This window comes from Tistrella arctica (genome assembly GCF_039630945.1).
In the GTDB taxonomy this organism is placed as follows: Bacteria; Pseudomonadota; Alphaproteobacteria; order Tistrellales; family Tistrellaceae; genus Tistrella; species Tistrella bauzanensis.
On sequence record NZ_JBBKTV010000005.1, the window covers coordinates 431,285 to 455,926 of the forward strand.

Consider the following 24,642-nt stretch of genomic DNA (forward strand, 5'->3'; position numbering starts at 1 on the left):
TGAGGCCGGCCCGGCATTTCCAGGCGAGGCGCGACATGACCGACGGAACCACACCTGCCCCAGCATCCGATGGCGCGCCGGCGGCGGGCGCGGCTCTGGACCGGCTCGATCATGTGGCGATCGCCGTTACCGATATCGCCGTGGCGGTGGACTGGTATCGCGCCCGCTTTGCGGTGCGGGTGCTGTATCAGGACAGCAGTTGGGCGCTGCTCGGCTTCGCCAACACCGCCCTGGCGCTGGTGATCCCCGATCAGCACCCGCCGCATCTGGCGGTGGAACGGCCCGATGCCGCGGCCTTCGGGCCGGTGAAGGCGCATCGCGATGGCACGGCCTCGGCCTATGTCGCCGACCCGGCCGGCAACACCATTGAAATCATGCAGGCCGGCGGCGCCAAGGCTATGCGGCCATCGGCCTGACAGCGCGACGACAACCTCAGGCCAGCAGGCCGAACCCCACCGCGGCGGCGATCAACTGCGCCACGTTCAACAGCATGCTGGCGCGGTGCAGGTGCTGGAACCGGCGGCCGGCGATCGGGCCGCCGGCCAGTTCGGCGTCACGCGCGCGGTTCACCGCCGGCATGATGCCGTGGCGCGCCACCAGCCCGCCGGCCGCCACCAGCGTGAACAACAGGGTCGGCAGCCAGCGCGCGGCCATGGCGGCGGCGATGGCGGCGACGAAGCCGGCCAGGATCAGCACCAGATAATAGCGCGGAAAGATCCGGCGGATCAGCCGGGCGGCGGGTTCGGGCTCCAGCGTGGTGAACACGGTCGGCGCCACGATGCCGGAAAAGAACACCATGGCACCCAGCATGATGCCCGACACATACAGTGCCACCATTGCCGATGCTGCCATGCTGGTCATCCGCGCCATCCTGTCGCCACTGCCGGCCGCCACCATCTGCGGCCGCTTCATCACCAGTGGATATGGCGCGCGCACCACACCGGCTCCACCACCCGCCTGCGAGCATCGCGCAACCAGAGAGAGGCAGGGCTGTGGCGCCCGTGACCGGCGGGTGTCACCCGTGACCGCCCAGTGACAAGGCGGCGATGCCCGGCGCTCAGCCGGGCGGCAGCGGCAGGCGGCTGGTCTCCTCGGCCACGGCCGGAGAATCGCCATCGGCCCAGCGGCGCTTGGCATCCTCGATCAGCGCCGGGTCGCTGGCGACGAAATTCCCCCACATCGCCCGCGGCCCATCCAGCGGCGGACCGCCGATCAGCATGACGCGCGCCGGGGCCTCGGTCGCCTGCACCAGCGGCCGCGCACCCGCCCGCAGCACGGCCAGACCACCCGCCTCATGCACCACGCCGTCGATCGCGGCATCGCCCGAAATGATCGCCAGCGCACGCTCCGGCACGTCGTCGGGGATCTCGATCGCACAGCCGGCATCCAGCATGATGTCCAGGCACAGCGCGCCGCCGGGGGCCGGCACCGGCGACCGGGCGCCGAAGGCCTCGCCCGCCACCACCCGCAGGCTGACGCCGGCACCGATGCGCAGCTCCGGCAGATCGTCGGCGGCATGATGGCTGAAGCCGGGGGCGCCCCGCTCGTCGCCCTTCAACTGCGCCAGCCAGATCTGCACCCCGTCGAGCACCATGCCTGAGGCGCGGTCTTCCGGCGCCATGCGCTCGGAATGGGCGACGCCATGGCCGGCGGTCATCAGATTGACGGCGCCGGGCCGGATGGTCATCACCGTGCCCAGGCTGTCGCGATGAACGATGGCGCCGGCGAACAGATAGGTCAGCGTCGCCAACCCGATATGCGGATGCGGCGGCACGTCCAGCCCGGTGCCGGGATCGAAGCTGACCGGCCCCATGCGATCGAAAAACACGAACGGCCCCACCGCGCGGCGCTTGGCATAGGGCAGCAGCCGCGCGACGTTCAACCCGCCGATATCCCGCGGCCGGCCACGGATCACCATCTCCACCGCGGCACAGCCCCCCGGCTCCGCCTCGCCCGCGCTCTCGCCGTCGATCCTGCTCATGCCCTGCCCTTCCGCTGGCGACACCACGAGAGACGGCCGTACCCGGCCATCTCGACCACCAGCCAGCCTATCCCGCCCGCCACCGCCGCGAAAGCCGGCCGGCCAGCGACGCTGTGTCGCCGCCAGGGCGACGGTGCAGGCAAGGGTTCCGTGCGATCCCAAAGAAAAGCCCCCGGCCTGACAGGTCGGGGGCTGGATGCCGAGGGGGAGTGGGCGGGCGTCCGGATGAACGCGGACGCCCTGGCATCCGAGGTGCTGCACCGGGAGGGTGCGTCGGGGCGGCGACGGAACTGGCCGTCGCCGCGCAGTCACAAGGCCGTCAAACTCACTGCCTCAGATATAGGCGGCGGAGCGGCCGATCAGGCTGGCGCGGGCTTCGACGTATTCGCGCTTGAAGCGGGCGATCAGTTCGGCCGCTGGCTGCACCGCGTCGATGGCGCCGATGCCCTGGCCGCAGCCCCAGATGTCGCGCCACGCCTTCGACTTCATGCCGCCACCCGATCCGAAATCCATCTTCGACGGGTCGCTCTCGGGCAGGTTGTCGGGGTCGAGGCCGGCGGAGACGATGCTGGGGCGCAGATAGTTGCCATGCACGCCGGTGAACAGATTGGTGTAGACGATATCGGCGGCGCTGTTGTCCACCACCGCCTGCTTGTAGGCCTCGGTCGCGTTCGCCTCGGTCGTGGCGATGAAGGCGGAACCGATATAGGCGAGGTCGGCGCCCATCGCCTGCGCCGCCAGGATCGAGGCGCCGGTCGAGATCGAGCCCGAGAGCGCGATGGTGCCGGTGAACCAGGTGCGGATTTCCTGCACCAGCGCGAAGGGCGACCACGTGCCGGCATGGCCGCCGGCGCCGGCCGAGACCGGGATCAGGCCATCGGCGCCCTTTTCGATCGCCTTGCGGGCGAAGCGGTCGTTGATCACGTCGTGAAGCACGAAACCGCCATAGGAATGGACCGCCTCGTTCAGCTCTGCGCGGGCACCCAGCGACGAAATCACCACCGGCACCTGATATTTCACGCACATGTCGATGTCATGGGCCAGCCGCTCATTCGACCGGTGCACGATCTGGTTCACCGCGTAAGGCGCCGACAACTGGTCGGGATGATCCTCATCCCACTGGCCAAGCTCGTCGCGGATCCGCTTCAGCCAGTCTTCCAGCACCGGGCCGGGGCGCGCGTTCAGCGCCGGGAACGAGCCGACGATGCCCGCCTTGCACTGCGCGATCACCAGATCGGGGTTGGACAGGATGAACAGCGGCGACCCGATGACCGGGAGTTGCAGGCGGCGCTTGAAGCTTTCAGGCAGGCTCATCGGTTGGCGTCTCCAGGCGGTTTCTGTTGCGGGCTCAGCGGCACAGGCCCGTTCAGGGCGCGGAACACAAGGCGGCGGCGAGGCATCCGTGCTGGTCAGTTCCATATAGGAACCTTCCAAGAGTGCGTTCCAAATTGGAACCTGTCAAGCTAGGCTATGGCATCGCGACCGGTGCCTGCCGCCGGCGAAGCAAGGGAGACGCCACCAGATGCGGTGGAAGGAACTGGAAGAAGAGCAATGCTCGATCGCCCGTACCCTGTCGGTGATCGGCGACCGCTGGACGCTGCTGATCCTGCGCGAGTGCTTCATGCGGGTGCGACGGTTCGAATATTTCCAGTCGCGCCTGGGCATCACCCGCCATGTGCTGGCCGACCGGCTGCGCAAGCTGGTCGAGGCCGGGGTGCTGGTGCGCGTGCCCTATCAGGATCGGCCGGTGCGCGAGGAATACCGCCTGACGCAGAAGGGGCTCGATCTCTATCCGGTGCTGATGTCGATTCTGAAATGGGGCGACACCTGGCGCAGCGACAGCGACGGCGTGCCGGTGCTGCACCGCCACCTGCCCTGCGGCCATGTGTTTCAGCCGGTGATGGCGTGTTCCGAATGCGGCGAGCCGGTCAATCCGCGCGAGGTGTCGGTGGAACCTGGGCCCGGCATCACGGATGAGGATGCCGAGCGGTATTTCGTCTATGGCCGCCATGGCAGCGCGGGGCGCGCGACGGGCTGAACGCCCGGCGCGCGCGGCACGCCCATGGCCGGCAGGGTCGCGGCATCAACCGCGCTGACGGCCCCGCTCCCGCACCCGGACCGGACCGATACGGGTCTCGATCGCGGACGCGACCTCGCGCCGCAGCCCCACCATGAAGGCTGCCTCGGCGACCACGAACAAGGGCCCCAGCAACAGCCCGGCCAGATCGTCGAGGAAGGCGGGCTTGCGGCCTTCATAGTAGTGGCCGGCGAACTGGAAGGCCCAGCCGACCATGAACAGCCCCAGCCCCCAACCCAGCCATACCGCCATCGGTGCCACGGCCAGCGCATCGCCGATCGCGACCGTCAGCGCCAACAGAGCGGTCATCACCAGCCCGAAGCGCAGATCCAGCGCCAGATAATAGACAGCGGCCAGCGCCGCCACCACCATCGCCGGGCTGAGCGACAGGTCGCCCAGATCCACGATCGGCCGTGACAGCAGAATGGCGACCGCGGCCACGATCATGGGTATGCCGATGAAATGGGTGAGAATATTCCGCATGTCGCGGTGATAGGCGCCATAGGACGCCAGACGGTCGACGAGCTTCTCCATCGCCCTTGTCCTCCCTTCATGCCGGCGGTTACGGCCCCCGGTCGGGTCTGCTTCTGCATCGTTCCAAAGATATGTGACGCGGCGGCATCCGTTGCCAGACCTGTTGCGAACATGGCCCACACAGATCGCCGCAGCACCGGGGCGCCGCCGACAAAGGCTTGCGGAATCTTCGCGCACGCGGCACTTAAAGGTAGACCACAATCAGGCACGCACCGCCCGATCCTGAGCAGGAGAGCCATCCCATGCGCATCGCCGTCTGGACCCCCAATGGTCGCGACATGGTGGCGGCAAAGCTGACAGAGGCGGGACACGAGCCGATCATCGCCCAGAACGGCGACGATTTCGCCCGCGCCCTGGCGGACGGTGTCGATGCGATTGCCATGATCTCGCAATACTGGTCGCCCAAGGTGCGGGATCTGGTGGCGGCTGCCAGGCCGCGGCTGAAACTCGTCCAGTTGCTGACCGCGGGTTTCGACCCTCTCGATGGCCATGGCGTGCCTGATGGCCTGCTGGTCGCCAATGCCGGCGGCGCCTATTCCCCCACGGTCGCCGAACACGCCCTCACCATGATGCTGGCGCTGATCCGCCGGCTGCCCGACGCCGCCATCGCCCATGCCCGTCAGGAATGGGATCGCAGCATCCAGCGCGACATGGGCTCGCTGGAAGGCCGCACCGTCACCATGCTCGGTTTCGGATCGATCGGCGTGGAGACGGCCCGGCGCCTGAAACCGTTCGGCGCGCGGGTGATCGCCGCGACCCGCAGCGCCAGCCCCCACCCGCTGGCCGACGAGGTGGTGCCGATCGGCGATCTGGCATCGGTGCTGCCGCGCACCGACGTGCTCTATGCCTGCCTGCCGCTGGGCGATGCCACCCGCGGGCTGATCGGCCGCACGGTTCTGGACGCGCTGCCGGACCATGCGCTGGTGATCAACGTCGCGCGCGGCGCGGTGGTCGACAAGACCGCCCTGCTCGCGGCCCTGCTGGAAGGCCGGATCGGGGGCGCCGGTCTGGACGTCACCGATCCCGAACCCCTGCCCGCCGATGATCCGCTGTGGCGCGCGCCCAATCTGATCATCACGCCCCATGTGGCCGGCAATGGCTCGGCGGCCGTCGACCAGCGGCTTGCCGCGGTCACGGTGGACAATGTCAACCGCCTCGCGGCCGGCGCGCCCCTGACCCATCTGGTCACGCCCCGCATCATGGACTGACCCGGCATCGCCAGCCGGCCATGGCCATGGCCATGGCATCTCTGCCGATATTTCGGGCAGAATGGCCATGGAATGTGCATATGGTGAATATTTAATCAAATTCTGAACGCACGCCGTCGGAAAACTGACCAGATGGTCAGGCTTTTCCTGACCATGCGATGGCAGGAATTCTCCCGGCCCCTGGCATGGGTTTTGCGTATCTCTACAACGCCAGCGTCCCTGCCCCGCAGCAGGTCGCCGACGCAATGCCCCCGCATGCGAACGCAGCACCTGGCCCGATACCCGACAGCCCGGAGGGCCGCCTGATCGCGGCGTGCCGGCGTTGGCGGCGGGCCATGCCGCCCAGAATATGCGCGCCGATCAAACCGGCGCGCCAGCGGTCCCCGCGTTGTGGAGGCATCCATGCCACTCGAAAACGTTCCCGTCATCGACCTGTCGGACTATTACCTGGGCACGCCCGAGGGCAAGGCCCGGGTCGCGGCCGAAATCGGCCGGGCCTGCCGCGATATCGGTTTCATGGTCATCACCGGCCATGGCGTGCCGGCGGATCTGGTGTCCGACACCTATGACGTCTCGCGCCGGTTCTTCGACCTGCCCGAGCCGCTGAAGCGCAAGGTCGGCCAGCCCTCGCCCGATCAGGTCCGCGGCTATAGCGGGCTGGCCGAGGAAGGTCTGTCCTACAGCCTCGACGACCCGACCCCGCCCGACCTCAAGGAAAGCTTCTCGGTCGGCCCCTTCGACGTACCCGCCGACGACCCCTATTTCACCGAGGGCGTGGCCGCGGTGCATTTCGCGCCCAATCCGTGGCCCGATGACGACCTGCCCGAGCTGCGGCCGGTGTGGCAGGCCTATTTCACCGCGCAGGAGCAGCTTGCCGCCGATCTGATGCGGTTGTTCGCCCTGGCGCTGGATCTGCCCGAGAGCTTCTTCGACGACAAGATCGACCGCCATATCAGCATGTTCCGGGTGCTGAACTACCCAAGCCAGGCCGAAGAGCCGCTGCCCGGCCAGATGCGCGCCGGTGCCCATTCCGATTATGGCAGCCTGACCATCGTGCGCCAGGAAGACCGGCCGGGCGGATTGCAGGTGCGTAACAAGCTGGGCGAATGGGTCGACGTGCCGTTCATCCCCGGCTCGTTCGTGGTCAATATCGGCGACCTGATGATGCAGTGGACCAACGACACCTGGATTTCCACCATGCACCGGGTGGTCAACCCGCCGCGCGACAAGGCCGGCGACAGCCGCCGCATCTCGCTGGTCTTCTTCCATCAGCCGAATTACGACGCGATGGTCACCTGCCTCGATAGCTGCCAGAGCCCCGAGCATCCGCCGAAATATGCGCCGGTCTCGTCGGGCGACCACCTGTACATGAAGTTCACCAAACAGACCGCCCAGGGCCGCGACGCCGCCTGACCGGCAGGCATCCCACGAACGATGTCGTCCATGACCGGGAGTGACGCCTGATGGCGCATCTGAGCTATGTGAACATCTTCGCCCGCGACGTGGTGGCGTTGTCGGGCTTCTATAGCGAGGTTTTCGGCTTCCCCGAGATCGAGGCGATCCGATCGCCGATCTTCCGGGGGATCGACGCCGGGCCCTGTGCCATCGGCTTCAACGCGCCCGACGCCTATGACCTGCTGAAGCTTCAGGATTTCTCGAACCCCACCGGCGTCGGATTCCTGCTGAACATCGATGTCGACACCGTCGAGGAGGTCGACGCCATGGTGCCCAAGGCGGTGGAACGGGGCGCGACGCTGATCAAGGCGCCCTATCACACCTATTACAACTGGTATCAGGCCGTGCTGCTCGACCCGGAAGGCAATGTCTTCCGGATCAACAAGATGCTCGACTGACACGAGACCGGACCGACCTCGGCCCCCCACCCTTACCCGTCTGACACGTCTTCCCAAGGAACAGATCACATGCGGATACGCGCAGCCCTTATGGCGGCGATGGTGGCACTCGGCCTGATGTCGACCACACCGGCACCCGCCGATGCGGCCATGGGCATCAAGGGCGACCCAAAGGTCGCGTTCATCTATATCGCCCCGGTCGGCGATCTGGGCTGGACCTGGGCTCATGACCAGTCGCGCAAGGCGATCGAGACCGAGCTCGGCATCCCGACCGCCTATACCGAGAGCATCCCCGAGGTGACCGAGCGGGTGTCGCAGGTGATCGACCGCTATGTCGGCCGGGGCTTCAACATCATCATCGGCACTGCCTTCGGCTATTCCGACGCCTTCAAGGAAGCCGCCGCCCGCCACCCGGACGTGGTGTTCATGAATGCGGCCGGCTATACCACGGCGCCCAATCTGGCGTCGTATTACGGCCGGTCCTACGAGTCGCTTTACCTCGCCGGCATGGCCGCCGGCTATGCCACCACATCCAACAAGCTGGGCTTCGTCGCCGCCTATCCGCTGGGGCTGGTGCTGTGGAACGCCAACGCCTTCGCCCTGGGCGCGCAGTCGGTCAACCCGAAGGCCGAGGTCGCGGTGTCGTTCACCAACACCTGGTACGATCCGGTGCGCGAGGAAGCCGCCGCCAAGGCGCTGATCGAACAGGGCGCCGATGTCATCGGCCAGCATCAGGACACCCCCGGACCGCAGGTCGCCGCCGAACGCGCCGGCGTGAAGTCGATCGGCTATAACGCCGACATGTCGGCCTCGGCCCCCAATGCCCATATCATGGCCGCGACCTGGAACTGGGGCGCCTTCGTGGTGCCGCAGGTGAAGGCCGCCATCGACGGCACCTTCGAAGGCGGCAGCTATTTCGAGGGTCTGTCGACCGGTGTGGTCGACATCTCGGAATTCACCGGCACGGCCCTGACCGACGCGCAGAAGGCCGACATCCTGAAAACCAGGGCCGCGATCGCCGATGGCAGCCTGGACATCTGGAAGGGGCCGATCACCGACCAGTCGGGCAAGGTGGTGGTGGCCGATGGCGCCACGCTGGATGTGGGCCAGCTCTTCGCCATGGACTTCCTGGTCCGGGGCACCAGCGGCACGTTGCCGAAATGACCGTCGCGGGCGGCGGAGAGGCGCTGGGGCTTGCCGGCATCGATAAATCCTTCGATGGCAAGCCGGCGCTGAAAGCGGCGCGCTTCGTCGCCCGCTTCGGTGAGATCCATGCGCTGCTGGGCGAGAACGGCGCCGGCAAATCGACCCTGATGACGGTGGCGACCGGGCTTTATGCGCCCGATCGCGGCCGGGTGTCGGTGGCGGGGCGCGCGGTCGACGCGGCCGACCCCGATATGGCGGCCAGCCTTGGCATCGCCATGGTCCACCAGCATTTCAAACTGGTGCGCGGCTTCACGGTGGCCGAAAACCTGCGCCTCGCCTGCGGCCGCGCCCTGAAGGGCCTGTCAGCATCCGGCATCGCGCGCCGGATCGCCGACGCCGGCGCCGAAGCCGGGCTGGCGCTGGACCCGTCGGCACGCGTCGCCGATCTGTCGGTCGCCGAAATGCAGCGGGTGGAGATCGTGAAGGCGCTGATCACCCGCGCCCGGATCCTGATCCTCGACGAGCCCACGGCGGTTCTGGCCGACAGCGAGGCCGCATCCCTGCTCGCCACCCTGCGCCGGCTGGCGGATGAAGGCCGCGCCATCATTCTGATCAGCCACAAGCTGCATGAAATCGCCGCCGTGGCCGATCGGGTAACGGTGATGCGCGCGGGCGAAACCGTGGCCCATGACCTGCCCGCCGACGGCCTTGGTCCGGCCGAACTCGCGCGGCTGATGGTGGGTGAACCGGAACCGTCCATGCCACCGGCGCCCGCCCGGCCGGGCCTGATGCGTCTCTATGTCAACGACCTCGCCGGCCGGCGCGATGACGGCGCCCCTACCCTGCACGGGGTGCAGATCGCCGTGCATGGCGGCGAGATCTATGGGCTGGCGGGCGTGGGCGGCAACGGCCAGACGGAACTGGCCGAGATGATCGCGGGCCTGCGCCAGCCCGATGCCGGCCAGATCGTCATCGACGGCCAGGCCTTCGACCGCCAGCCGCCCGCGGCACGGCGGCGCGCCGGGTTGAGGATCGTTCCGGCCGACCGCTTTCACACCGCACTGGCGGCCAGCCTGCCGGTGGCGCTGAACCTGTCGCTGACCCGGCTGCGCGGCGGCCGGATCTGGCTGGACCGCAAGGCGATGGAGACCAGGGCCCGCAGGGCGATCGCGGTTCACGAGATCGCCGGTGCCGGTCCACGCACCATCGCCCGGCTGTTGAGCGGCGGCAACGCCCAGAAGCTGGTGCTGGCGCGCGAGCTGGACGACCCCGATACCGCCGTGGTGCTGGCCCATTCCCCCACCCGCGGGCTGGATGTGCGCGCGGCCGGCGCCGTGCGCGCCGGGCTGGTCCGCGCCCGCGACGCCGGCGCCGCCGTGCTGCTGATCAGCGACGATCTGGACGAGATCCTGGCGGTATCCGACCGCATCGGCGTGATCAATCGCGGCCGCATCGTGGGCGAGTTGCCGCGCGGCGCCGCCCGTGCCGAGATCGGCGCCCTGATGGTCGCCGGACATGCCCCGGCCCATACTCCCATTGCCCCCATTGCCCCCATGGCGGAGCCGGCCTGATGACCACGCCCCCGCCAACCCACACCGCCCCCATAGCCGGCCCCATAGCCGGCCGGCCACCCCGGCGGTGGCATCTGCCCTGGCGGGTCACCATGGCACCACGGCGCGACGTCCGGCCCCGCCACACAGTGGCGGCCCTGGTCGTGGGCCTGGGTGTCGGCCTGGGGCTGACGGTGTTGATGCTGGCGGCATCGGGCGTGCCGCCGCGCGACGTGTTGAACGAATTCGTCATCTTCACCTTCTTCACCGCCGAGGGGCTGTCGCTGACCATGGTGGCGGCGACACCGCTGATCGTGGTCGGGCTGGCGGCGGCGGCGGCCCTGCGCGTCGGGTTCTGGAACATCGGCATCGAGGGTCAGGTCTGGATGGGCGCGATCTTCGCCACCTGGGTCGCGGTCACCGATGCCGGCGCGCCGGAAGCGCGCCTGCTGCTGATGGCGCTGGCCGCCATGGCCGGCGGCATGCTGGGCGCCCTGCCGCCGCTGATCCTGAAACGCCGGCTGGGGGTGAACGAGATCATCACCACCCTGCTGCTGAACTATGTGGCCGCCCTGCTGGTGCAGCATCTGGTGTTCGGGGTGTGGAAGGATCCGGCCAGCAGCTTCCCCTATTCCGACAGCTATCAGCCGGGCGTCGAACGGCTGGCCCAACTGGGCTGGGGCAAGGTCCATGTCGGGCTGATTGCGGCCCTGATGATCGCGGGCCTGTTGTGGCTGGTGGCGGAACGGTCGCGCATCGGTGCCTGGGTGGCCGCCGTCGGTGCCGATGCCCGCGTCGCCTTTGCCTGCGGGCTGCCGGTGGCGGGTGTGATCGCCGGATCGGTGCTGCTGTCGGGTGCCCTCGCGGGGCTGGGCGGGTTCATGATCGCGGCTGGCCAGGAATTCAGGCTGACCCAGGCACTCGCCACCGGCACCGGTTTTTCGGCCATCGTCATCGCCTTCCTTGCCCGCTTCGGCGTGCTGCCGGTGGTGGTGGTCGCCATCCTGACCGCCGGGCTTTATGTGGCGGGCGATACCGCACAGGTGTTCTATCAACTGCCACGGGCCGTGGTGCTGCTGATCCAGGGGGTGATCCTGGTCTCGATGGTCTCGGCCGACATGATCGCCCGCTATGGCATCCGCATCCGTGCAAACCGGAGCCCCGGCGATGTTTGACGCCCTGTTCCTGACCAACTGGGCCAGCGCCACACCGGCCATGACCATGCCGCTGCTGCTTGCAGCCCTGGGCACGATCATCGCCGGCCGCGCCGGTGTGCTGAACCTTGGCACCGAAGGCATGATGGTCTGCGGCGCGCTGGCCGGTGCCGTCACCGCATTGCTGACCGGCAGCCCGGTGCTCGGCGCGATCGCGGCCGTGCTGGCGGGGGCCGCGCTGGCGCTGGTCTTCGCGCTCGCCTGTCTGGTGTTCAAGGCCGATCAGGTGGTGACCGGGCTGACCCTGGCCGCGATCGGCGCCGGCATCACCGGCCTGCTGGGCCGCGATTACGCCCAGCGTGGCGTGCCGGGCTTTCCGCGCCTGGACCACTGGCCCGGCGCCGATCTTCCCGGCATCGGACCCGCCATCTTCGGTCAGGATGCGCTGCTCTATGCCTGCCTGCCGCTGGTGGTGCTGGTCTGGTGGTATCTGGCGCGCACCGATAGCGGGCTGAAACTGCGGGCGGTGGGCGAGGCGCCGGATGCCGCCGACGCCGCCGGCGTGTCGGTGGCCGCCACCCGCTTTGCCGCCGTGCTGGCCGGCGGTGCCCTGTCGGGGCTGGCCGGCGGCTATCTGGCCCTGGCCGGCAGCCGGATGTGGATCGAGGGCATGACCAATGGCCGGGGCTGGATCGCCATCGCCGTGGTCATTCTGGCGCGGTGGAGCCCTGTCGGTGCCATCGGTGGCGCCATGCTGTTCGGCGCGGTCGAAGCACTGGTGCCACGCCTTCAGGCGACCGGCGTGGCGGTGCCGACCTTCATCCTGTTCATGGCGCCCTATCTGGCGGCGCTGGCGGTGCCGGTCGCCACGGCGGTGATGCGCCGCGATGGCGGCATGGGGCCTGCGGCACTGGGCCGTCCCTATCTGCGCGAGGACCGGGCCTGACCGCTGAGGACCAAGCCTGACCGCTGCCCCGGAACTGACACAGCCTCCAAGGGTTGCAGGCCGCATCTGTCGGCCGCACATCAGAATGGCCCCCCAAGGAGGATCCGACGCGATGGACAGCACCAACACCAAGAACAGCACCAGGGCCGATCAGGCGGCCGATGCCATGCGCGAAGACGAGACGGCCCGCAAAGCCGGGCAGTTGGACGAGGCGATCGACGACAGTTTTCCGGCCAGCGACCCGCCGGCGGTCACCCGCCCTCACAAATCCACGCCGGCGAACCAACGGCCGCCGGAGGACGAGGCAAAGGCCGCCGATGCCGCCCATATCGACGAGCGGCTGGACGAAGGCGTCGAGGAAAGCTTTCCTGCCAGCGATCCGCCCTCGCAGACCGCGCCGGGCAATGCCGACGTGACCCGCAACCGGCAGCCGGCGCCACCGCCAAAGCCGGCCCGTTGATCCACAGCAGAGCGCGGCACGCGGGAACGGGCGATTTCGACCGCGCGGCGGGGTAGACTGCCGCGACGGGCCGGAGGCCACGCCGCAAGGCGTGCTCGCCTCCGGTCGCCCTCCGTCGAAGGATCACGCCGATGTCGCACCCGAGCCCCGCGTCGCGCCCCGAGATCATCGGCCCTGATGGCCGCCATCTGCCGGCGCTGATCGACGAGCCGGCAGCGGGCACCGCTCCCGCCGGCTGGGCGATCTTTGCCCATTGCTTCAGTTGCAGCGCCCGAAGCCTCGCCGCCAGCCGCATCGCCCGCGGCCTTGCGGCCGAGGGGTTCGGCGTGTTGCGGATCGATTTCACCGGCGCCGGTCCCGATGATGCACCGGGGTTCGCCCCAAGCTTTGTGGCCGACGTCGACGACCTGTTGATTGCCGCCGACTGGCTGGCCCGGCACCGACGGCCGCCCGTGCTGCTGATCGGCCACAGCCTGGGTGGCACGGCCGCACTCGCCGCCGCTCCGCGCATCGCCAGCCTGCGGGCGGTGGCGACCATCGCGGCCCCCTCGGCGCCGGCGCATATCCTGCACCATCTGGGCCGTGCCCCCGCCGACGCCGAGGCCGATGGCGTGGGCCATGTCCCCATCGGCGGGCGTGACATCACCGTCACCCGCGCCTTTCTCGACGGTATCCGCGAAGCCGACGTGCTGGCAGGGCTGGGCCGGCTGCACAAGGCATTGCTGGTGCTGCACGCGCCCCGCGACGAGATCGTCGGCATCGACGAGGCCACCCGGATCTTCATCGCCGCCCGCCATCCGAAGAGCTTCGTGTCGCTGGACACCGCCGACCATCTGTTGAGCGAGGCGGAAGACGGCGCCTATGCGGCCGCGGTGATCGCCAGTTGGGCCGCGCGCTATACCCTGCACGATACCGAAACCCCGCCACAGGCGACCACACGCCACCGTGCCGACGAGGCCGGCCCCGATGCCGGCGCTGTCGATGCCGCCAGCGCCGCCGGCGCCCTGCCGCCCGAAGGCCGGGTGATGGTGGCGGAAAACGGCCGTGGCCCGTTCGGCAACACGATCAGGATCGGCCGCCATCTGCTGCTGGCCGACGAGCCGGTCGCGATGGGCGGCCAGGATGCGGGGCCGGCGCCCTATGACTGGTTGCTGGCCGGCCTTGGCGCCTGCACGGCGATGACCATCCGGATGTATGCCGATCGCAAGGGCTGGCCGTTGCAGAAGGTGACGGTGGGCCTTGGGCATGCGAAGGTGCACGCGAAAGACTGCGCGGAATGCGAGGCCCACGAGGGCAAGGTCGATGTCATCGATCGCGATATCACCCTCGACGGTCCCCTCGACGAAAGCCAGCACGCCAAGCTGATGGAGATTGCCGACAAATGCCCGGTTCATCGGACGCTGCATTCCAAGATCATCATCCGCACCCGCGCGACGACCGGCTGAGCGCCGCCGCCACCGCCGCCGGGGCGCCAGTGCGCCAGATCCTCACCCTGGACGACGGGGCCGAATTCCTGTTGGCACGCATCGGCCCGCGCGGCGTGCGGCCGGTGATCCTGGGTCATGGCGTCGGGTTCGCCGCCCATGCCTATCGCGGCTTGTGGCAGCGCCTGGCCCGGCATCGCGAGGTCGTTCTGCTCGACATGCGCGGCCATGGCATCAATGCCCATCTGGCCGGCAGCGGCCCGACCCAACCCCGGCTTGCCGAGGACTGGACCGCCGTGGCGCGGCATGTGGCCGAGGATGCCGGCATGCTGCCCGACGCCCTGTTCCATTCCTATTCCGGTGTGCTGTCGCTGCATGCCGAATATGCCCATGGCCGGCTGTATGGACGGCGGGTGTTCATGGAGCCGCCGCTGGTGCCCGCGGCCTCGATGCCCGGCGCCGCCGAGGCCACGAGCGGTCGCGATTTCCTGGCCGAGCGTACCCGCCGGCGCAAGGACCGCTTCGCCTCGCCCGAGGCCTTCGCGCAGATCTTCCGCGACCGGCCCGAATTCGCGCAGATGGAACCGCAGGCACCGGACGATCTGGCAGCGGCCCTGCTGGTGCCGGCAGATGATGGCGACGGCTTCCAGTTGGCCTGCAAGCCCGCGATCGAAAGCGGCTTCTACAGCGGCAACACCTGCGAAGACCTGTGGTCGCTGATCGACCGCGCCGGCCGCGAGCCCGGGCTGGTCGCGCCCAGCCTGATGATGGCCGGCCGCCGTCCCGATGGCACCGGCGATTTCACCGCCGAGATCGCGCCCGAAATCGCCGTCCGCGCCGGTTTCGATTTCGTCCGTCTGGCCGGGTTGACCCATATGCTGCCGCTGGAACGGCCGGCCCTGATCGCCGGTATCGCCACGGCGTTCTTCGACGAACCTCATGATCCGGGCAACTGACCATAATCAATCGACAGATATGCACTGACAGAAGTTGATTTTTGTCATCTGACGGCGCATCCTCCTCTCATTACCAGTGAGGGGAGGATCCCGCCCATGCCTGCCGATACCGCCATGTCCACCAGTACCACCACACCCATGCCCCGCCGCCAGATCGGTGACGGCGGCAGCCATGGGCTCGCCGCCGTCGATCTCCCGGCACTCGGTCTCGGCTGCATGGGCATGTCGGATTTCTATGGACCCGCCGATCGCAATGAGAGCATCGCCACCATCCATGCCGCCCTCGACCAGGGGATGGTGCTGCTCGATACCGGCGATTTCTATGGCAGCGGCCACAACGAAATGCTGATCCGCGAGGCACTGAGCGGACGCCGGCGCGAGGATGTGTTCATCGCGGTGAAATTCGGCGGGATGCGCAGCCCCGATGGCGGCTTCGTCGGCATCGACACCCGGCCGGCTGCGGTGAAGAACGCGCTGGCCCAGACCCTGAAGCGCCTGGGCACCGATTACGTCGATCTGTATCAGCCGGCGCGGCTCGACCCCGCGGTGCCGATCGAGGACACGGTGGGCGCGGTCAAAGAGATGATCGATGCCGGCTATGTCCGGCATCTGGGCCTGTCGGAAGTGGGGGCCACCACTCTGGAACGGGCCAGCGCCGTGCATCCGGTGCGCTGGTTGCAGATCGAATATTCGGTGCTCTCCCGCGGGATCGAATCCGAAATCCTGCCCGCGGCGCGGCGGCTCGGCATCGGCATCTCGGCCTATGGCGTGCTGTCGCGCGGGCTGCTGGGCAGCGATTGGCGCCAGCGTGCCGACGCCCTGGACCCGCATGATTTCCGCGCCCATCTGCCGCGCTTCTCAGGCGACAATCTGACCCGCAATCTGGCACTGGCCGAGGTGTTGTCGGTGGTCGCCGGGGAAAAGGCGGCAACACCCGCCCAGATCGCCATCGCCTGGGTGCTGGCGCAGGGGCCGGATATCGTGCCGCTGATCGGCGCCCGCAGCCGGACGCGGTTGGCCGAAGCGCTCGGCGCGCTCGACATTCACCTGGACAGCGGCGATCTTGCACGCATTCGCGACGCCATTCCGGCGGAAGCGGTGGCGGGCACGCGCTATGATGCCGGGCAGATGCGGATGCTCGACAGCGAACGCCGGCTGCCGATGGACTGACCTTCAGGGAGACGGGCCGTGCGTTCAGGCAGACGGGATGTGGCCGACGGCAGTTTGACGCCCGAACAGATCCTGGATGCGGCGGAAGACGTGCTCCGCCGGTTCGGGCCGCAGAAGACCACCGTGGTCGATGTGGCACGGGCGCTGGGCGTCAGCCATGGCAGCATCTATCGCCATTTCCCCAGCAAGACGGCGCTGCGCGAAGCCGTCGCCCGGCGCTGGCTGCACCGGGTGGCGGCGCCGCTCGGCCAGATTGCCGCCGGCGACGGGCCGGCCCTGCCGCGCCTGCGGCGCTGGCTGGATCGTCTGATGGCGCTCAAGCGCGCCAAGGTTCTGGACGATCCCGAACTCTTCGCGGTCTATCACGCGCTGTCGGCCGATGCCGGCGACGTCATCGACGCCCATGTGGCCGAGTTGATCGACCAGGTCGCCCGTATTCTGGCCGATGGCATGGTTGCCGGCGACATCCGCCTGGGCGAGCCCAAAGCCATGGCCCGCGCCGTGCTGACCGCGACCGCCGCCTTCCATCACCCGGCCCATGCCGCCACCTGGCGGGATCCGCTGATCGATCAGACCTTCGAGGCGGTGTTCGACCTGCTGGTCACGGCACTGGCGCCCCCCGCTTTGGCCTGACACCACGCCGTCGTTCAACCGGGCATCCGCCACGCGCAGCCGATCAGCGCGGTCAGCAGATCGCCATAGGACCAGCCGATGCCCTGGCCCGCCAGCACCACCAGGCTGTCCTGATCATCCCGGCCAGGCCTGCCCGCGCCGGTCAGATTGGGCTTGGTGTTCACATCGAACAGCAGAAACCGCCCACCCGTATCGGCACGGGCATCGATGCGGATCACCGCCCGGCTGCCGACCAGATCGCCGGCCGCGGCGCAGGCATCGGCCACCGCGCGCAGGGCCGGCGCCGCCGCTTCGTCCGGCGCCGCCACCCGGCTGTTGGCCGCCACCGCCACACGGCCACTGTAAGGCGCGATCCCGCCGTCATGGCCGTGGCGCAGCACCGGCGGCAGCGACCAGTGGCGCCGCATATGGCGCAGGGCGCCGCCGATGACATAATCCCCCGGCGGCATCACCGCCACGGTCAGTTCCGCGCCGGACAGGAACGGCTCCAGGATCAGCCGGTCGCCATACAGCCCAGACGCCAGACTGGCCGCCGCCACCGCCTGCAAGCCGGCCGGATCGTCCACCCGGGCGACCCCCTGACTGCCACGGCCGCGCACCGGCTTGACCACCATCGGCCATCCGAACCCGCCATCCCCATCCGCCGCGGGCACGCCCCCGGCCGCAACCGCGCCCAGCCCCAGCACCGCCGGCCCGGTGCCGGGATTTGCGGCCGCCGCAGCAATCAGCCGTGCCGGCACCACCGGCAAGCCGTTGCCGCGCAGCCAGGCATTGGTGGCGAATTTATCGTCCAATTGTTCCATGCGCGCCGGATGCTGGCCCACCACCAGCATCCCCACGGCTGCATCGCTGATCGGATGATCCTGATACAGCACCGTATTCGCCCACAGAACCTGCGCGCCGGCGGCACGCGCGGCGGCGATGCCGGCGGCATCGTCGCCAAACACCCAGTCGCGGTCATGGGTCGCGCGCGGCGTGGCCACGGGGGTTACCACCGCCACACCGGCCCGGCGCAGGGCCACGGCGATGTCGGCGCCGCTATCGGCATAGCCGCCGGGCTTGGCGGGCTTGCGCACGCCCCCGATGCTGGGTGGCGGAAGGGCCTGATACAGCACGGCAACCGGCATCGGCATCACGTCCACGCTCCTCTATGGCCCGGCCATGTGGCTGCCCGACGGCAGCCTTTCCTGACATAGCACAGCCAGATCGCCGCCGTCGCCCCGTCACCCGGCCATTGTCCCGTCACCCAGGCATCGCCCCGTCACCCAGGCATCGCCCCGTCACCGCCAGACTGTGGCATGATCGCGGGCGAAGGTCGCGACGTCGCGGGCCGGCCGGCCCAGCACCGCCGGGATGTCCCCATGCACCCGTTCGGTGCCGCCGGCCCGGACCAGGGCCATCAATTCCGACATCAGTTCCACCAGCAGCGGATCGGCGCCATTCAGCGCCGCGCGCAGCGCCGCATCATCCACCGCCACATAGGCGACCGGCCGGCCGGCCGCCACAGCGATCCGTGCGGCGACCTCGTCGCGGCTCAGCGCCTCAGGACCGGTCAAGCTGTAGATCCGGCCGGCATGGGCCGGATCGGTCAATCCCGCCACCGCCATGTCGGCGATGTCGCGGGCGTCGACAAAGGCCGTGCGCCCCTGGGCCGCCGGTTCATAAAACGCGCCGCCGTCGCGGATCGCCGCCAGATGCGTGGTGGCATAGTTCTGCATGAAGAAAGTGGGGCGCAGCATCACCGACGCCGGCAAAGCGTTCAGCACCGCCATCTCGGCTGCGGCATGAGCGGCCGGCGGCTGATCATCGGGCCCAAGCGCCGACAGCTTCACGATCCGCGCCACCCCGGCCGCCGCCGCCGCCACGGCCAACCCGGCTTCGGCAGTGGGCAGCGTTTCATAGGGCGCGGCAGAGAAGACGGCCTCAACCCCCTGCACCGCATGCACCATCAGGGCCGGATCGCCATAGTCGAAGGCCACCGCTTCAACCCCTTTCAGCCTGTCGCTGCCGCCATAGGCATCCGGCCGCCGCACGCCTGCCCGCACCGGCACGCCCGCCGCCACCAGCGCGTCGACCACCGCCGACCCGATCTTGCCATTCGCATTCGCCACCAGAACCGTCATCTGCCGGGCCCTTCGCTGTGGGATAAAGACGGCCCGGTCTTCGGGCTCGCCTGCCTGTCACGCAAGGTGTAGAACGGTTATGACATGAACCCCACCGAATTGCCTTCATGAGCGATTTCGATTTTGTTCAACTGCGCCGACTGGACCCGACCCTGCTGCTGGTTCTGGATCAGGCGCTGGTCCATCGCCGGCTGACTGTGGTCGCCGAACGGCTGGGCTTGACGCCGTCGGCGATCAGCCATGCTCTGGGCCGGCTGCGGACGATCTATGGCGATCCGCTGTTTCTGCGCCGCGCCGGCGGCATCGAGCCGACACCGGTGGCGCTGGCCCTGGCCGTGCCGGTCCGTCACGCGCTGGCGGCGATGGCCTGCACCATCGATGTCGCCCGGGGCTTCGATCCTGCCTCGGCACGACGCGTGTTCCGCGTATCGGCGCTGGATTATGCCATGGTGATGCTGGGCCCGGCGCTGCTCGGCGCCATCGCCACAGATGCGCCGGGCATGACCCTGGCGCTGCGCAGCATCGGCCGCGCCCAGTCGCTGAAGGCGCTGGATACGGGCGAGATCGACCTGATGCTGGGCGTGGTGCCGCCCGATCCGGCGCGCTTGTCACGCCGGGTGCTGATCCGCGAGCACTTTATGCTGGCGGCGCGTAACGGCCATCCGGCCTTCACGGATGGCCCGCCCGACGCCGCCGGCTTCGCGGGGCTGAGCCATATTCTGGTGTCGGCCGGGGGCGACCTCGCCGGGGCGGTCGATGCGGCGTTGGCGGCGGTCGGCCTGCACCGGCGGGTGGTGGCGGCCGTTCCCCAGTTTCTGGGCGCGCTGGCGGCGATTGCCGAGAGCGACCTTGTGGCAGCCGTTCCCGCAGGCATCGCCACCCGCCATGCCGCACGCTTCGGCGTGTCGCTCCACCCGATGCCGGTGGACGCCGGGGGCTTCGAACTGGCATCGATCCGCGCGCTGAAGCCGGCGGCCGATCCGGGCCTCGACTGGTTGGAGGCCCGGATCGTCGCGGCGGTTCCGGCCGGAACCTAGCCCTGCTCCCCGCCCGGTTCGGTCAGGCCGATCACTGCCTGACGGTCAAGATGCGCCACCAGCGGCGCCGGCAGCTTCATCGCATGGGCCAGAGCTTCCAGCCACACCCGCTCCGCCGGATGGTCGACGGTGACCGCCAGCCGGGCCGCCAGCCAGATTTCCGCCGCACGTGCCTCATCTGTCCCGGCAGCGGCGATCTCCTGGATCGAGACCGGTGCATCCAGCGCCGTGAAGATGGCCGCCTTGGCGTCCGGATCGAAGTCGCGACGTTCCACCTCCGCGAAGATCCGGTTGCGTTCCTCGCTGTCGACATGGCCGTCGGCCTTGGCGGCGCCGATCATCGCGTTGAGGATGGCGCCGGCGAAACGGTCGGCCTCGGCCGGGTCGGTGATGGTGTCGAGCGGCCGGAATTTGGCATCGGCGGCGGCCACGTCGTCGGGCCGGGCCGGCACCGCGTCGTCGGGCGCCTTGCCCGAGCGCCAATCGGCCCAGGCGCGATAGGCCAGCGCCCCCAGCACCGCGGCGCCGCCATAACCAATGGCGCCGCCACCGAATTTGCGCAGCATCTTGCCGCTTTTCCTGCCGCCGAACAGCATGCCCAGCAGGCCGCCGGCCACGGCGCCGCCGCCGAACCCGCCAAGCCCGCCCAGCGGGCCGCCGCCCTTCGAGGAACCGCTGCCCCTGGAGCCGCCGCCCAGCAGATCGGTGACCACCGAGGGGATGCCCGAGGCCATGCCCGACCGGGGACGGCCGCCCGGCGCCGGTTGGGCAAGCCCGCCCATCCCGCGGGACGCCGCCGCCCCCATCACCTGATCGAGCAGCTTTTTCGCATCCATGGCGTCATCTCCGTCGTGTCGCGCAACCGGTCGGGGCAGCGATGGTCACGGCCCCCAGTTCTGGCCACGTGGGCCGCCACCGCTTCATGTTCAAGCATCGGCCATGCGAAGGCACAGCCTGGTCACGAATGCGTGTCGACCTCTGGCCATGGCCGTGCCTTGCCACCACATTCCCGATACCCCGTGACGTCATGACACGGATCTGATTGGAGACCGCCCGCCATGAGCCTGCTCGACGGCATTCTTGGCCGCAGCCGCGGCCCCACCCTTGCCCGCTTCCCGGACCCGCCGATATCGGCGCCGGTGGCATCCGATGCGACGGAACAGGAGATCATCCTGGCTGGCGGCTGCTTCTGGTGCGTCGAGGCTGTGTATCGCGAATTGGCCGGCGTGACCGAGGTCACCTCGGGCTATTCCGGCGGCAGTGCCGAGACCGCGAGTTATCAACTGGTCTGCGGCGGCGACACCGACCACGCCGAAGCCGTGAAGATCCGCTACGACCCACGGGCGATCGATCTGGGGCAGATCCTGAAGGTCTTCTTCTCGGTCGCCCATGATCCGACCCAGGTCAACCGGCAGGGCAATGACGTCGGCCGCCAGTACCGCTCGGCGATCTTCTATGCCGATGAGGGGCAGAAGCAGGCAGCGGAGGCCTATATCGCAGCGATCGACGAGGCCGGGGTCTATGAACGCCCGATCGCGACCGAGGTCGTGCCGCTCGACCTCTTCCACGAGGCCGAGGCCTATCATCAGGGCTATGCCGCGCGGAACCCCAACCAGCCCTATATCGCCCATATCTCGATGCCGAAAGTGGCCAAGCTGAAGGCGGTCTATCCTGAAAAGCTGAAGCGCGACGAGACGCGCTGATCGGCATGACCGCGCAGGGGCAGCCATGACACAGCAGCAACCGCCCGCCGATGACGGCCGCCGCAGCCGTGGGACCGGTGGCTTCCTCGCCTTCGCGCAAGGCGGCGACCGCGACCCGCGCCTGCCGCCGGGTCAGCGGCTGACACGGAAATTCCCCGTGCTGACCGCTGGGGACACGCCGGTTATCGCCGAAGCCGACTGGCAGCTTGCCTTCGACGGGCTGGTGGCGGCCCCCTTCCGTCTCGACATGGCCGGCTTCAAGGCCCTGGGCCTTGAGACCTTCACCGTCGACATCCACTGCGTGACCCGCTGGTCCAGGCTCGACACGCGCTGGCAGGGCATCGGTCTGTCGCGGCTTCTCGCCGAAGCTGGCGGCGCGCGGGATGGTGGCGGCTGGCTGATCGCCCATGGCACCGGCGGCTATGCCGCCAATCTGAAACTCGACGACGAAACCCTGGCGCGGTGTTTCGTCGCCACCCATCACGACGGCATGCCGCTGCCGGCCGAACATGGCGGGCCGGCACGGCTGGTGGCACCCCACCGCTATTTCTGGAAAAGCACCAAATGGCTGACCCGGCTGGAGGTCAGCCCCCACGACCTGAAAGGCTATTGGGAGCGGCTGGGCTATCACAACCGCGGCGATCCCTGGCGCCAGGAGCGCTATCGCGGGCTCGACGACCGCCTGCGCTGACCCGAATTGCCGCGGCACATGGTCTGGCAATCAGCCCTGCATCGCGTGATAGGCGTCCAGGAACTGCGCCCAATGGGTGTCGAAATCCTCAAGCCATGTCGCAACCACCCGCGCGTCTTCCGCCCGATCTTCGGACGTCCAGCGCATCACACACAACCGGTTGAAATTCCGGATGTAGTCTCTGAGCGGTGTCAGATCGTCATCGGCCTGCCCCGTCACCCGCATGGCGAAGATCTGGGCACGCAGCCCCAGAAAGCCGCCCAGCGTCGGCACCATCTCGTGCATGCCTGAATCGAGCCAGTCGGCCTGCATCACCGCCAGATCTTCGGCGCGCATATCGGCGAAGACCGTCAACAGCCCCAGCGCCACCTCGGCGGGTTCCTGCTCATCCGGTGCGATCAACTGCCGGATGTCGTACAGCTCGAACGGGTTGCCGGGCAATTCATCGCGCAGCTCCCATACTTCAGCCGCAAGCGGCGTCAGCGGGCATGGCAGCAGCATACGCGCAAGGCTGTCCGACATCCTGCCAATCTCTCCCCGCGTCTGGTTGCCATCAGAGTTTCACGAAGCCGCCATCGAGACAATGCCCGATCTGACCCATACAAAACGCCCGGGAGGTTCCCCCACCGGGCGTTTTGCATTCAGTTCATCGGGCTGGCCGCCGCAGCCGGCGTCGGATGACCTTGATCAGACGACATCGAACAGACCGGCGTCGGATGACCTTGATCAGACGACATCGAACAGACCGGCGTCGGATGACCTTGATCAGACGACATCGAACAGACCGGCGTCGGATGACCTCGATCAGACGACCTCGAACAGACCCGCGCCGCCCATGCCGCCGCCGATGCACATGGTGACGACCACATACTTCACGCCACGGCGTTTGCCCTCGATCATCGCATGGCCGGCCAGGCGTGCGCCCGACATGCCATAGGGATGACCGACCGAGATGGCGCCGCCATCCACATTCAGCTTCTCGGGGTCGATGCCCAGCTTGTCGCGGCAATACAGCACCTGCACCGCGAAGGCCTCGTTCAGTTCCCACAGGCCGATATCGTCGATCTTCAGGCCGGTGCGCTCCAGCAGGCGCGGAATGGCGAAGACCGGGCCGATGCCCATCTCGTCGGGCTCGCAGCCGGCAACCTGAAAGCCGCGGAAAATGCCCAGCGGCTGCAGGCCGCGCTGTTCGGCCAGCTTGGAATTCATCAGCACATGGGCGGATGCGCCATCAGAAAGCTGGCTGGCATTGCCGGCGGTCACGGTCTTGCCCTCGCCACGCACCGGCTTCAGCGACGCCAGACCTTCCAGGGTCGTCTCGGCGCGCATGCCCTCGTCGGCGCTGACGGTGATCTCGCGCTTCGAGATTTCGCCGGTCTTCTTGTCGGCGACCAGCATGGTGGTGGTCATCGGCGCGATTTCGGCCGTAAACCGGCCTGCGGCATGGGCCGCGGCGGTGCGGCGCTGGCTCTCAAGGCCGTATTCGTCCTGGGCTTCGCGGCTGATGCCATAACGCGCGGCCACGACCTCGGCGGTGTCGATCATCGGCAGATACAGATCCGGCTTCATCCGCAGGATCTCTTCGTCGGCCGCGCGATACTGGTTCATCTTGTCGTTCTGAACCAGGCTGATCGACTCCACGCCACCGGCCACCGCCACGGGCACCTTGTCGAACATGATCGCGCGCGCGGCCAGAGCCATCGACTGCAGGCCCGAGCTGCACTGACGATCGATGGTGGTGCCGGCGGTGGTCACCGGCAGACCGGCCAGGATCGCGGCCTGACGCGCGACATTGTTGCCGGTGGAACCCTGCTGCAGGGCCGACCCCAGCACCACATCCTCGACCTCGGCGGGGTCGATGCCGGCGCGGGCCACCGCATGGCGGATCGCATGGGCCGCGATCTGCTGGCCGCTGGTGTCGTTGAAGGCGCCGCGATAGGCTTTGCCGATCGGCGTGCGGGCGGTGGAGACGATGACGGCTTCGGTCATTGGAACG

General features: G+C 68.7%; 26 protein-coding genes. 17 read left to right on the plus strand and 9 right to left on the minus strand.

The annotated features are described in order from the left end of the window. Positions 1 to 35 precede the first annotated feature (35 nt). On the plus strand, positions 36 to 416 hold the full coding sequence (locus WG924_RS13550; protein WP_345933569.1) for a VOC family protein: 381 nt from the start codon (positions 36 to 38) through the stop codon (positions 414 to 416). 16 nt (positions 417 to 432) lie between these two features. Here the strand turns inward: WG924_RS13550 and WG924_RS13555 are convergent, their stop codons facing one another. The 3 genes from WG924_RS13555 to WG924_RS13565 form a co-directional block, all read right to left on the minus strand. Beyond that, complete coding sequence (locus tag WG924_RS13555) at positions 433 to 936, minus strand: DUF4149 domain-containing protein (RefSeq protein WP_345933570.1); 504 nt, start codon at positions 934 to 936, stop codon at positions 433 to 435. 121 nt (positions 937 to 1,057) lie between these two features. Then, entirely contained in the window at positions 1,058 to 1,981 is a 924-nt protein-coding gene (locus tag WG924_RS13560) for a pirin family protein (RefSeq protein ID WP_345933571.1), read from the minus strand. 333 nt (positions 1,982 to 2,314) lie between these two features. Continuing rightward, the gene (locus tag WG924_RS13565) at positions 2,315 to 3,295 is read right to left on the minus strand and encodes an NAD(P)H-dependent flavin oxidoreductase (protein WP_345933572.1); all 981 of its coding nucleotides are present in this window, start codon (positions 3,293 to 3,295) and stop codon (positions 2,315 to 2,317) included. Positions 3,296 to 3,503: 208 nt separating this feature from the next. Between WG924_RS13565 and WG924_RS13570 the strand changes: the two genes are divergently transcribed. Further along, a complete protein-coding gene (locus WG924_RS13570) occupies positions 3,504 to 4,019 on the plus strand; it encodes a winged helix-turn-helix transcriptional regulator (RefSeq protein ID WP_345933573.1) in 516 nt (171 codons plus the stop codon). A 45-nt stretch (positions 4,020 to 4,064) separates the two neighbouring features. Here WG924_RS13570 and WG924_RS13575 read toward each other — a convergent pair whose 3' ends face one another. Then, positions 4,065 to 4,592 (minus strand): Mpo1 family 2-hydroxy fatty acid dioxygenase, encoded by a 528-nt coding sequence (locus tag WG924_RS13575; protein WP_345933575.1) that lies wholly within the window; start codon positions 4,590 to 4,592, stop codon positions 4,065 to 4,067. A 242-nt stretch (positions 4,593 to 4,834) separates the two neighbouring features. On the opposite strand from WG924_RS13575, the gene WG924_RS13580 reads away from it, so the two are divergent. The 12 genes from WG924_RS13580 to WG924_RS13635 all read left to right on the plus strand — a co-directional run bounded on the left by WG924_RS13580 (position 4,835) and on the right by WG924_RS13635 (position 17,092). Continuing rightward, a complete protein-coding gene (locus tag WG924_RS13580) occupies positions 4,835 to 5,800 on the plus strand; it encodes a D-2-hydroxyacid dehydrogenase (RefSeq protein ID WP_345933576.1) in 966 nt (321 codons plus the stop codon). Between the two features lie 402 nt (positions 5,801 to 6,202). Then, positions 6,203 to 7,213 carry an isopenicillin N synthase family dioxygenase gene (locus tag WG924_RS13585; RefSeq protein WP_345933577.1) on the plus strand — a complete coding sequence of 337 codons (1,011 nt, stop codon included), beginning with the start codon at positions 6,203 to 6,205 and terminating at the stop codon, positions 7,211 to 7,213. Positions 7,214 to 7,263: 50 nt separating this feature from the next. After that, on the plus strand, positions 7,264 to 7,653 hold the full coding sequence (locus tag WG924_RS13590; protein WP_345933578.1) for a VOC family protein: 390 nt from the start codon (positions 7,264 to 7,266) through the stop codon (positions 7,651 to 7,653). Positions 7,654 to 7,722: 69 nt separating this feature from the next. Further along, entirely contained in the window at positions 7,723 to 8,817 is a 1,095-nt protein-coding gene (locus tag WG924_RS13595; protein ID WP_345933579.1) for a BMP family ABC transporter substrate-binding protein, read from the plus strand. Next, positions 8,814 to 10,370: an ABC transporter ATP-binding protein gene (locus WG924_RS13600; RefSeq protein WP_345933580.1), complete on the plus strand. Its 1,557-nt coding sequence runs from the start codon at positions 8,814 to 8,816 to the stop codon at positions 10,368 to 10,370. Before WG924_RS13595 ends, WG924_RS13600 begins: the two co-directional genes overlap by 4 nt. After that, positions 10,370 to 11,524: an ABC transporter permease gene (locus WG924_RS13605; protein ID WP_345933581.1), complete on the plus strand. Its 1,155-nt coding sequence runs from the start codon at positions 10,370 to 10,372 to the stop codon at positions 11,522 to 11,524. The genes WG924_RS13600 and WG924_RS13605 overlap by 1 nt, the downstream gene beginning before the upstream one ends. Continuing rightward, positions 11,517 to 12,449 carry an ABC transporter permease gene (locus WG924_RS13610; RefSeq protein WP_345933582.1) on the plus strand — a complete coding sequence of 311 codons (933 nt, stop codon included), beginning with the start codon at positions 11,517 to 11,519 and terminating at the stop codon, positions 12,447 to 12,449. The genes WG924_RS13605 and WG924_RS13610 overlap by 8 nt, the downstream gene beginning before the upstream one ends. A 112-nt stretch (positions 12,450 to 12,561) precedes the next feature. Continuing rightward, positions 12,562 to 12,909, plus strand: coding sequence for a hypothetical protein (locus tag WG924_RS13615; RefSeq protein ID WP_345933583.1), 348 nt, complete (start codon positions 12,562 to 12,564; stop codon positions 12,907 to 12,909). A gap of 131 nt (positions 12,910 to 13,040) precedes the next feature. Continuing rightward, positions 13,041 to 14,354: a bifunctional alpha/beta hydrolase/OsmC family protein gene (locus WG924_RS13620; protein ID WP_345933584.1), complete on the plus strand. Its 1,314-nt coding sequence runs from the start codon at positions 13,041 to 13,043 to the stop codon at positions 14,352 to 14,354. Next, positions 14,291 to 15,289, plus strand: coding sequence for an alpha/beta fold hydrolase (locus tag WG924_RS13625; RefSeq protein WP_345933585.1), 999 nt, complete (start codon positions 14,291 to 14,293; stop codon positions 15,287 to 15,289). Before WG924_RS13620 ends, WG924_RS13625 begins: the two co-directional genes overlap by 64 nt. 138 nt (positions 15,290 to 15,427) lie before the next feature. Beyond that, positions 15,428 to 16,459, plus strand: coding sequence for an aldo/keto reductase (locus tag WG924_RS13630; RefSeq protein ID WP_345933661.1), 1,032 nt, complete (start codon positions 15,428 to 15,430; stop codon positions 16,457 to 16,459). A gap of 39 nt (positions 16,460 to 16,498) precedes the next feature. Next, on the plus strand, positions 16,499 to 17,092 hold the full coding sequence (locus tag WG924_RS13635) for a TetR/AcrR family transcriptional regulator (RefSeq protein WP_372045162.1): 594 nt from the start codon (positions 16,499 to 16,501) through the stop codon (positions 17,090 to 17,092). A 14-nt stretch (positions 17,093 to 17,106) separates the two neighbouring features. On the opposite strand, the gene WG924_RS13640 is transcribed toward WG924_RS13635, so the two are convergent. Together WG924_RS13640 and WG924_RS13645 are read right to left on the minus strand one after the other, a co-directional pair. Next, positions 17,107 to 18,225: a D-alanine--D-alanine ligase family protein gene (locus tag WG924_RS13640; protein ID WP_345933588.1), complete on the minus strand. Its 1,119-nt coding sequence runs from the start codon at positions 18,223 to 18,225 to the stop codon at positions 17,107 to 17,109. 147 nt (positions 18,226 to 18,372) lie between these two features. After that, positions 18,373 to 19,215 (minus strand): NmrA family NAD(P)-binding protein, encoded by an 843-nt coding sequence (locus WG924_RS13645; protein ID WP_345933589.1) that lies wholly within the window; start codon positions 19,213 to 19,215, stop codon positions 18,373 to 18,375. 107 nt (positions 19,216 to 19,322) lie between these two features. On the opposite strand from WG924_RS13645, the gene WG924_RS13650 reads away from it, so the two are divergent. Further along, positions 19,323 to 20,252 (plus strand): LysR family transcriptional regulator, encoded by a 930-nt coding sequence (locus WG924_RS13650; RefSeq protein WP_345933590.1) that lies wholly within the window; start codon positions 19,323 to 19,325, stop codon positions 20,250 to 20,252. Here WG924_RS13650 and WG924_RS13655 read toward each other — a convergent pair. After that, the gene (locus WG924_RS13655) at positions 20,249 to 21,088 is read right to left on the minus strand and encodes a tellurite resistance TerB family protein (protein WP_345933591.1); all 840 of its coding nucleotides are present in this window, start codon (positions 21,086 to 21,088) and stop codon (positions 20,249 to 20,251) included. The two genes, WG924_RS13650 and WG924_RS13655, sit on opposite strands and share 4 nt — an antisense overlap. Before the next feature lie 222 nt (positions 21,089 to 21,310). On the opposite strand from WG924_RS13655, the gene msrA reads away from it, so the two are divergent. Further along, positions 21,311 to 21,955: a peptide-methionine (S)-S-oxide reductase MsrA gene (gene msrA, locus WG924_RS13660; protein ID WP_345933592.1), complete on the plus strand. Its 645-nt coding sequence runs from the start codon at positions 21,311 to 21,313 to the stop codon at positions 21,953 to 21,955. 25 nt (positions 21,956 to 21,980) lie between these two features. Further along, positions 21,981 to 22,646, plus strand: a complete 666-nt coding sequence (locus WG924_RS13665; protein ID WP_345933593.1) for a molybdopterin-dependent oxidoreductase — start codon at positions 21,981 to 21,983, stop codon at positions 22,644 to 22,646. A gap of 30 nt (positions 22,647 to 22,676) precedes the next feature. On the opposite strand, the gene WG924_RS13670 is transcribed toward WG924_RS13665, so the two are convergent. Both WG924_RS13670 and WG924_RS13675 read right to left on the minus strand, forming a co-directional pair. Next, the gene (locus WG924_RS13670; RefSeq protein WP_345933594.1) at positions 22,677 to 23,168 is read right to left on the minus strand and encodes a hypothetical protein; all 492 of its coding nucleotides are present in this window, start codon (positions 23,166 to 23,168) and stop codon (positions 22,677 to 22,679) included. A 282-nt stretch (positions 23,169 to 23,450) separates the two neighbouring features. Further along, complete coding sequence (locus tag WG924_RS13675) at positions 23,451 to 24,635, minus strand: acetyl-CoA C-acyltransferase (protein ID WP_345933595.1); 1,185 nt, start codon at positions 24,633 to 24,635, stop codon at positions 23,451 to 23,453. Positions 24,636 to 24,642: the final 7 nt, after the last annotated feature.